The following is a 1,373-nucleotide window of genomic DNA, read 5'->3' on the forward strand; positions in this document are numbered from 1 at the left end:
GAAGGATCCGCCGCCGCCGTGGTGGATGATCGCCGAGCAGGTGGGGGCGAGGGCGTGCAGGGGGACGAAGGAGACGAGGCGGGTGTTGGCGGGGATGTGGTGGAGTTCGGCCTGTTGTTTTTCTGGGAGGGTGGCGATGATCTCGAGGTCGAGGTCGGCGAGGTGGGTGAGGATGTCTTGGACGGGGACGGAGTAGCCGTCGAGGCGTTCGGTGGCGGAGGTGCCGAGGGTGAGGCAGATTCGGGGTTTGGTGGGTGGGGTGTGGAGCCAGGGGGGGATGACGGCGGTGCCGTTGTAGGGGATGTAGCGCAGCGGCAGGTAGGTGTGGGGCAGGTCCAGGCGTAGTGAGGTGGGGGTGTAGTCGATGGTGAAGTGGCCGCTGGTGAGGTCCTCGGAGAAGGTGGTGCCGACCTTGGCGGCGCGGGCGGCGAGCCACTGGGCGAGCACGTCCTGCCGGTCGCCGGGCGGCTGCTGCTCCTTGACACGCAGGTAGTGGCCGCGCATCCGGGCGAACAGGTCGAGCCCCCACATGAAGCGGGCGTGCGCGGCCCCGGTCGCCTTCGCCGCGATCGCGCCGGCGTAGCTGAGCGGCTCCCAGATGACCAGGTCGGGCTTCCAGTGCCGGCAGAAGTCGGTGAGGTCCACGATCATCGGGTCGTTCACCACCCGCCACCACCACGGCACCACGCCGCCGTAGCCCCACTTGAGGTGTTCCCAGGTGAGGATCTCGGGGCGGTCCTCGGCCATGTCGAAGACGGGCGCGCCGGGCGCGACGTGCTCGCGCGTCCGGGAGAGACGCCGCAGCTCGTGGTCCCTGCCGACGGGCACCGCGGTGAGGCCGGCGCCGGTGATGACGTCGGTGAGCTCCGGCTGACTCGCCACCCGCACCTCGTGACCGGCGTTGCGCAACGCCCACGCCAGCGGCACCATCCCCAGGAAATGGCTCTTCTCCGCGTGGGTGGCGAACACGACTCGCATGCTCTCGCCTCTCTACCCGGACACCGTGTCGCGGTGGTGGGCGGTGAGTCTTTCCAGTTCGGGGACGAGTTGGTTGGGGCCGGGGGTGGTGAGGGTTTCCTGGCGGAGTCGTTGGGCGGCGTGGGTGTGGGTGGGGTCGTTGAGGAGGCGTAGGAGGTGTTCGCGGACGTTGGGTCCGGTGGCCTGGCTGCTGTGCAGGGTGAGGCCGGCGCCTTGGCGGGCGAGGAGTTCGCCTTTGAGGGGGGCGTCGAACATGTCGGCGAGGATGAGTTGGGGGACGGCGTTGACGAGGCTGGTGGAGAAGGATCCGCCGCCGCCGTGGTGGATGATCGCCGAGCAGGTGGGGGCGAGGGCGTGCAGGGGGACGAAGGAGACGAGGCGGGTGTTGGCGGGGA

At 69.8% G+C, this 1,373-nt stretch carries 2 protein-coding genes; both read right to left on the bottom strand.

Features of this window, described 5'->3' with window-relative positions; translation table 11 throughout:
- Positions 1–978: nucleotide disphospho-sugar-binding domain-containing protein (locus ABT352_RS40690; protein ID WP_350950453.1), on the bottom strand; the 978-nt coding region annotated here is incomplete at its 3' end.
- Positions 979–990: 12 nt separating this feature from the next.
- Positions 991–1,373, bottom strand: a 383-nt coding sequence (locus tag ABT352_RS40695; protein ID WP_350950455.1) for a nucleotide disphospho-sugar-binding domain-containing protein, incomplete at its 5' end; no start/stop codon positions are given.

The organism is Streptosporangium sp. NPDC000563 (assembly GCF_040299985.1).
In the GTDB taxonomy this organism is placed as follows: Bacteria; Actinomycetota; Actinomycetes; order Streptosporangiales; family Streptosporangiaceae; genus Streptosporangium.